Annotated in this window: 8 protein-coding genes; 6 read left to right on the plus strand and 2 right to left on the minus strand. The window is 48.0% G+C overall.

Annotation, left to right across the window (positions count from 1 at the left end; translation table 11 throughout):
• Window positions 1-38 precede the first annotated feature (38 nt).
• Both FEF15_RS18790 and umuD read right to left on the minus strand, forming a co-directional pair.
• A complete protein-coding gene (locus tag FEF15_RS18790; protein ID WP_163560944.1) occupies window positions 39-905 on the minus strand; it encodes a Y-family DNA polymerase in 867 nt (288 codons plus the stop codon).
• 16 nt (window positions 906-921) lie between these two features.
• Complete coding sequence (umuD, locus tag FEF15_RS18795) at window positions 922-1,362, minus strand: translesion error-prone DNA polymerase V autoproteolytic subunit (RefSeq protein WP_163560945.1); 441 nt, start codon at window positions 1,360-1,362, stop codon at window positions 922-924.
• A 442-nt stretch (window positions 1,363-1,804) separates the two neighbouring features.
• Here umuD and FEF15_RS18800 point away from each other — a divergent pair, with 442 nt between their 5' ends.
• From FEF15_RS18800 to FEF15_RS18825, 6 genes are all read left to right on the plus strand, one after another.
• Window positions 1,805-2,890 (plus strand): DUF262 domain-containing protein, encoded by a 1,086-nt coding sequence (locus FEF15_RS18800; protein WP_163560947.1) that lies wholly within the window; start codon window positions 1,805-1,807, stop codon window positions 2,888-2,890.
• Window positions 2,891-3,397 carry a HEPN domain-containing protein gene (locus FEF15_RS18805; protein ID WP_163560949.1) on the plus strand — a complete coding sequence of 169 codons (507 nt, stop codon included), beginning with the start codon at window positions 2,891-2,893 and terminating at the stop codon, window positions 3,395-3,397. It begins immediately after the preceding gene.
• 135 nt (window positions 3,398-3,532) lie between these two features.
• Window positions 3,533-4,231 carry a hypothetical protein gene (locus tag FEF15_RS18810; RefSeq protein WP_163560951.1) on the plus strand — a complete coding sequence of 233 codons (699 nt, stop codon included), beginning with the start codon at window positions 3,533-3,535 and terminating at the stop codon, window positions 4,229-4,231.
• Between the two features lie 87 nt (window positions 4,232-4,318).
• Window positions 4,319-5,200 carry a nucleotidyltransferase gene (locus tag FEF15_RS18815; protein WP_163560953.1) on the plus strand — a complete coding sequence of 294 codons (882 nt, stop codon included), beginning with the start codon at window positions 4,319-4,321 and terminating at the stop codon, window positions 5,198-5,200.
• Window positions 5,178-5,753, plus strand: coding sequence for an SLATT domain-containing protein (locus FEF15_RS18820; RefSeq protein WP_163560955.1), 576 nt, complete (start codon window positions 5,178-5,180; stop codon window positions 5,751-5,753). Before FEF15_RS18815 ends, FEF15_RS18820 begins: the two co-directional genes overlap by 23 nt.
• Before the next feature lie 374 nt (window positions 5,754-6,127).
• The coding region (locus tag FEF15_RS18825) for a hypothetical protein (protein ID WP_205598592.1) at window positions 6,128-6,466 on the plus strand (339 nt) is incomplete at its 3' end.

Raw genomic sequence — 6,466 nt, forward strand, 5'->3', positions numbered from 1 at the left:
AAGGTCTCGGCTTTCTCATCGTGATTGTCGCGTGACTCTCATCTTGATTGTCGCTCTGCACTCTCCTGCTGGCGCAGCTTCTCGGCGCTGCGTTGGGCGAACTGACGGATGGCCTGATGGATCTCCACATGGCAATCGGTCAGGCGCCCGAAGGAACGCGAGGTCATGATCCGCTGACGGGCCTCGCCGGGGTCGTTCATCTCGATGCAGGGAATTCCCTTGAGTTCCAAGCAGGTGCGTTCCAGGGTGACCGAGAAGCGCCGGCGGATCTGCTTGGGATTGGCCTGGGCCAGATCCCGGGCGCTATGCAGCCCGAGCAGCGCCAAGCGTTCGACTAGGCGGCGCCCGACGCCCCATACGTCACCGAGCGCTATCTGCTGCAGCAGTTCTTCGCACTTTGTAGTTTCTGGGGTAAGAATGCAGACACCCCCGTAGATCGGCAGCTTCTTGGCCACCCGGTTGGCCAGCTTGGCTAGCGTGCGGGTCGGTGCGATCCCCACGCTGACCGGGATATGGGTGTATCGGCGTACGTTGGTGAACAGCTCCTGAGCATGGGCATGTAGCTGCTCTGGGGCGAAGCCATCGAAACGTACGAACATCTCATCAATGGAGTAGGGCTCCACACCCGCCGAGAATTCCTCCAGCACTTGCTTTACTCGGGAGGACATGTCGCCATAGAGCTCATAGTTGGACGACAACAGCTCGATACGTCGTTGGCGCAGTAGCGGCTGCAGCTCGAAGGCCGGGGTACCCATTTCCACGCCCAGCGTCTTGAGCTCGTTGGAGCGCGCGATCACGCAGCCATCGTTGTTGGAGAGTACGCCAACCGGGACGCCCGCCAGCCGTGGTTGAAAGGCCCGCTCGCAGCTGACATAGAAGTTGTTGCAGTCGATGAGTCCGATCATGGGCACTCGCCTCCAGCTAGACCGGATACTCGTGGATCACCGCTCGCACCACCCCCCAGGCCTGGCACTCCAGGTCGGCAGCTGGGATGGGACGGTATCGGGGATTGCCCGAAGAGAGGTAGGGACGGTTGCCGAGCACCTCGTAGCGCTTCACTACCAGCTCTCCCTCCACCGACGCCACCAGGATGTGGCCAGGCCGTGGTTCGATGGCGCTATCGACCACCAGTAGGTCGCCGGCATGAATGCACAGCGCCTCCATGCTGTCGCCGGTGACGGCCATGAAGAAGGTTGATGCCGGCCGTTTCACCAGCCTCTCGTTGAGATCCAGAGTGCGCCCCTCGTAGTCCTGGGCGGGACTGGGAAAGCCCGATAGCCCGGCGCGTGTGAGAGGCAGCGGATAGGGTAGGGGCAAGGCCGGCGGTTCCGGCTGAGCCGGGATGAGCTTGGAATGGGGCATGGTGGGCTCCTTTCTGTACCTGATATTTATACAGTACCAGATAGCGTGAGAAGCCTGCCAAGCCCATCCTCCACGAAGGTCGCAAGCAGCCATACGATGATGGTGCTAACCTGACTGAGTCGCTGGGATAGCAAGGGTATGCGTAATGACAGCCCTACTCCTCGAGGACATGGATCCGCATTGCGGCTCTGGGGGCATGTCTGATATCGACCCAAAGCCGACATGCCAGAAAGGCAGCGAGCACGTTCATTGGGGATATGCAGCATGCCCGATGATCGGTGTTATGTAGCCGAATTATACTCAATACCAAGGAATTTCAATAGGTTGAGAGGTGGTCGAGCGTGCAGCATAACATTATTGAACACGCATACACGTTCAAGTGGAATATGGAGTATGCTACATAATACAACTGTTATGAAATATAAATTTGAAAGGGTAAAATATGAGCACTAATTTTGCTGAAGATGACGTAAAGGTTGAGGATGAAACCGAAGAAGACGAGGTTGCGATTCATTATGATATTGCAAGCTACCCTTCGGATTATACCTTGTCTGGTATCGCCCAGATGTGGAAAGACGAGGACATAGAGATTCCCGATTATCAACGAGAATTTGTCTGGGGAATTAAGCAGTCCTCTTTGTTGGTGGATTCGTTCTTAACTGGTCTTCCTGTTCCACCAGTGTTCTTCTATATAGATGATGAAAATAAGAATCTTGTTATAGATGGGCAGCAGAGGATATTGAGTATTGTTTTTTTTATGGAGGGTTACTTCGGCAAAGAAAGCACTCACGGGAAAAGACAGGTATTTAGGCTTTCCGGCTTGGGTGAAGGTAATCCATATAATGGAAAGAGATTTGAGGATCTGAATGAATCCGATCAACGGAAACTTAAACAAGCTGTGTTAAGAGCTATCAACATAAGGCAGTTAAACCCAATTGGAGAAAGTACAAGTGCCTACCATATTTTTGAAAGACTAAACACGGGTGGTACCCCGCTAAAACCACAGGAGATACGAAATTGTGTTTTTAAAGGTCAGTTTAGCAAGCTGCTAAAAGAGGCGAATAAAGATCCTAACTGGCGACTGATTTTGGGACGACCGAATCTAGACAAGCACCAGAAAGATGTAGAGCTATTATTAAGGGTTTTCTCCTTGGTAGGAGCAGGAGATAAATACGAAAAGCCCATGAAAGAGTTCCTTAACCTAGCAATGAAAAAGCATCAATCTGGTGATTCGAAGAAGGTAGTCAAATTTATGGAGGTTTTCCCAAAAGTTACGGAGTACGTTGTTTCTGAGATTGGAGAAAAGCCTTTTAACTTAAGAGGCCCGTTAAATGTTTCGGCGCTCGACTCAGTAATGTCAGTCTTGATTGAGAACCACTCCAAGCTGTCTAAGGTAAGTCTCTCAGAAAAGTATAAGAAACTTACTCATGACGACAAATTCTTGGAAGATACGAGCGTTAACACCACTGACACCAAAACGGTTGTTAATCGAATTTCACGCGTTAAAGAAATTTTAATTGGTGGTTAGATGAGCTATGCAAATCACTTTCGGCATGCTGATGACGTGATTTCTCATCTAAACACAGTGATGCCTGATATTCCAGATCCGCTTCTAAAGGCAAAGTATGTAGGCTTTGTTTCAGTTGCCGCTGTAACTGTATATGAGCAGGCAGTAAAGGAAATATTTATTGATTTCGCCAAGAGAAAGCATAAAGTCCTTGGCAATTTTACTGAGTCTTACTTCTCTCGGATTAATGGGAAAATAAAGATAAAAGTAATACATGATGAGTACATATCCAGATTCGGAGAAAAATATCAGAAAAGGTTTAAGAAAAACCTACAGAGTGTTTCTAGGTCGCACCTGCAACTGTATCGAAGGGATATGAAAAGCTCCTACACAAATATGATCACGTGGCGCAATGATTTCGCTCACGAAGGAAAGATGAACTCAACAACTACTTACGGTGAGGTCGTGCAAGCATATGAGGATGGGAAAGAAGTAATACATTGCCTTGCCCGAACTATGACGAGATAAATGCATAACAATCGGCTGCACAGCGACCGTTTTTCCGCCGCTTAGCGGCTCCAAACCGGCGCGTGAGTCGGGCGTTATACGGAGCGTTGTTCATAAAATTTTGGAGTTCCTGATTTGAGATTACCGTTTACCTGTATGCAATGTACCTTCAGTGACGAAGGCAATAGTCATCCTCCGTACCCGAAGTACGTAGAGCTTAGAGACGATGGCCGTTATGAATTCACCTGTGAAAAAGGCCATACGACGGTAACGGTGTTACAAGAACAAAAGTTTGAAGTGCTTTTTGATCTCGGTGCTTACGCGGTTCTTGACGGTTACTACCGAGAGGCGGTTGCCTCTTTTACGTCGAGCCTCGAACGTTTCTACGAGTTCTTTGTGAAGGCTGTCCTATTGGAGGATGGCTTAGACGAGGCTACAGTGGCCGAAACTTGGAAGCAGGTCTCATCACAGTCAGAACGGCAGCTTGGAGCCTTCATTTTTTTGTATCTGAAATGCTTTACCGAAAAACCTTCGCTGCTTAGACCGAAACAGACGACGTTTCGAAACGAAGTAATTCACAAGGGAAAAATACCTTCTCGAGACGAGGCGGTTCAATATGGCCAGGAAGTGCTAGATACCATTAGACCAATACTGAAGCGTGTAAAGACGACCTTCCCGAAAGGGGTGGAGAAAACTGTCTTCCAGCATTTAATGAACAGTAGAAAAGCCGACGAATCCCAGCCCGTCGGTACAATGACAATTGCAACAATTCTTAGCCTCAATGATGGATCAGGAAAGGAGCCTTCATTGGAGGAGGCGTTGTCGGAAAAGCAATGGTGGCGTGACCGGTGGTAAAGCCCGTGTAACCAGTGGGTGAAGCCGACCAGTACTACGCTGCACTCCGTTCCGACGGCTTACCCAAGACGTTAGCAAGGAGTAACTATGGCCGTAGGAGATTGGTTTAGTACATTTTGTGGAAATATAAAGGTCAACAACAAGGACTCAATATCAAGACGATATAAAGCTATTACAAGAAGGCTGAACACTGATTTCTGGGATACAGTCTCTGACACTTCACACAGCCTCTATGTCGGCTCTTATGGCAGAAACACTGCTGTGGGAGGGTTTAGTGATCTCGATATGCTATTTCGTTTGCCATATAGCGTTTATGAGCGATACAACAATTACAATGGAAATGGCCAATCCGCATTGCTACAGGAAGTAAAACGCTCTATAGAGCGAACCTACTCGACAACTAAAATTCGTGGTGATGGTCAAGTAATTCTGGTTCCATTTGACGATGGTCTGACCTACGAGGTTGTTCCTGCTTTTGTTAACAAGGATGAAAGCTACACATATCCTGATGCAAATAACGGTGGACGTTGGCGTATCACCAACCCAAAACCGGAAATTGAAGCGATTAGGGTGCGAAATAATCTATGCAACAAAAACTTGGTTTGGCTTTGTAGAATGATGCGCATTTGGAAAAGAAAATGGGATGTTCCCATAGGTGGCTTGCTGATAGATACGTTGGCCTACCAGTTTATTGAAAATTGGCAGTATAAAGATAAGTCCTTTGTATACTATGACTGGATGTGTCGCGACTTTTTCGATTTTATGGCAAATCAAGATAGAACGAAGGAGTATTGGAAGGCCCCCGGTAGTGGACAGTACGTTTATGGAAAAGATTTGTTCCAGTGGAAAGCAAGGCGATGTTGTAATATAGCAATAGAAGCATGTAAGCACGAGTCGGCAGAGCCTAAACGTGAATGGTCAGCAAAACAGAGCTGGAGAGAGATTTTTGGAACAAAATTCCCAAGCTAACAATGAAGACCAGGCATACCTTGAAGAGCAGATCCGGGAATGCTATGGCCGTGTCGTTTATTCGCATAAAACACATGAGAAATGCGCGGACATCCTTTTGAATCGGCTTTCCCATATAAAGATTGCACAAATTGTGCTGTCTGCGCTTAGTACAGCCGGTTTCGTATCCATAATCTTTGGAACTGGGGAAGTGGGAGCGATTGCTGGTGGTATAGTTTCTGTAGCTTTACTTGTTCTGAATGGTTACACAAAAGATTATGATCTTGGTCAATTGGCGCAGAAGCACCGTCAAGCTGCAGCTGACCTGTGGCTGATTCGCGAGCAGTACCTCTCGCTTCTGACCGACTTACGTTCCACTTCGTGCACTGAAGAGGAAGTGCGAGAAAAAAGAGATGACTTATTGACCGAATTACATGCTCTATATTCAGGTGCGCCCAGCACTAACTTCAAGGGATATAAAAAAGCACAAGAAGCCTTGAAAAATCTTGAAGATATGACCTTTTCCGATGAGGAAATTGACGCATTTTTACCTAAAAGTCTAAAGAAATGCTAACAAGTGGCTGTTGGCGGACGTACCTACGCTTCGTTCCGGCACGCCGCAAAGCCAAGCGTTATATATCAGGTAAATCTCAATGGCCGCTTCTGGCCGAATGAGGAATGTTAGTCTATGCTGATGAACAATGTGCGTCAGATGACGACCCAAAGCCGACAACTGGGCAGTGGCTGCGGCCACCTCGATCCGTGTTATGCAGCTTCCACGATGGTCTGTGTTATACTGCCTAGCTATACTTAATACATAGGGACTCAATAGGATGCAATGTGTTCGAGCGTGCAACATAACATTGTTAAAAACGCTTGCGCGTTCAAGTGAAATATCAGGCACGCGGTCTAATACCTGCTATGTGTCTCGGAAAGCATAGTAGTCATATGAATCTCAGCCCAACATCTTTGGAAAAACTGCGGGAACTAATCAACGAGGAGACCGAATACCGTTCGGGCCCTAAGCTTGTACAGTTTTTCAATCGTCTCGGCTTCAATGATTCGTATGGTCAAGGCTTCCCGTCCCGGTGGATGTATACCGATCAGCGCCTAGAAGCGATTAATGGAACGCCAGAGCTAGATAAGTGCATTCGGACGGTGTTCAATCCGGCCAATTTCATCGTGAGAATTCCCGAGCTGGATGCCCACATCGCCTCATTTAATCAGTTTCTCACCTTCGATAAGTGGAAGGTCGTTCGCGATGGTGCAGAGATTGCTTTTCGGAGG

It is taken from the genome of Halomonas sp. NO4 (assembly GCF_010994375.1).
Taxonomy (GTDB): domain Bacteria; phylum Pseudomonadota; class Gammaproteobacteria; order Pseudomonadales; family Halomonadaceae; genus Halomonas.

Excerpts from the sequence above, each read along its gene's own strand:
- FEF15_RS18815 (WP_163560953.1), top strand. The coding sequence starts at position 4,319 with ATGGCCGTAGGAGATTGGTTTAGTACATTTTGTGGAAATATAAAGGTC.
- FEF15_RS18805 (WP_163560949.1), top strand. The coding sequence starts at position 2,891 with ATGAGCTATGCAAATCACTTTCGGCATGCTGATGACGTGATTTCTCAT.
- umuD (WP_163560945.1), bottom strand. The coding sequence starts at position 1,362 with ATGCCCCATTCCAAGCTCATCCCGGCTCAGCCGGAACCGCCGGCCTTG.
- FEF15_RS18790 (WP_163560944.1), bottom strand. The coding sequence starts at position 905 with ATGATCGGACTCATCGACTGCAACAACTTCTATGTCAGCTGCGAGCGG.
- FEF15_RS18810 (WP_163560951.1), top strand. The coding sequence starts at position 3,533 with ATGCAATGTACCTTCAGTGACGAAGGCAATAGTCATCCTCCGTACCCG.
- FEF15_RS18800 (WP_163560947.1), top strand. The coding sequence starts at position 1,805 with ATGAGCACTAATTTTGCTGAAGATGACGTAAAGGTTGAGGATGAAACC.